The sequence below is a fragment of the Pseudoalteromonas sp. SIMBA_162 genome (genome assembly GCF_046535955.1).
In the GTDB taxonomy this organism is placed as follows: domain Bacteria; phylum Pseudomonadota; class Gammaproteobacteria; order Enterobacterales; family Alteromonadaceae; genus Pseudoalteromonas; species Pseudoalteromonas marina.
Window position 1 is genome coordinate 1 of record NZ_JAWJBQ010001075.1, and the last position, 241, is coordinate 241.

Sequence of the window (241 nt, forward strand, 5' to 3'; positions counted from 1 at the left end):
GACTATTATTTTAATATCACATATTCGTTATACGAGAAAACGACCTGATTTACATAAAAAATCATCGTTTAAAGCTCCATTAACCCCTTTTATTAACTATATGGTGTTGCTTTTATTTTTAGCGATTTTAGTAATTATGTTTATTTCTGAAGAAACCCGTTCTGCTTTATTACTAACACCCATTTGGTTTATCTTGTTGTTGTTTAGCTATGGGATGAGAAAAAGCGCTAAGTGATCTTAG

At 30.3% G+C, this 241-nt stretch carries 1 pseudogene; it reads left to right on the forward strand.

Annotated elements, in window-relative coordinates:
- Window positions 1-235: pseudogene (locus R0J88_RS22995) on the forward strand (hypothetical protein); the annotation flags it as partial.
- Window positions 236-241 lie beyond the last annotated feature (6 nt).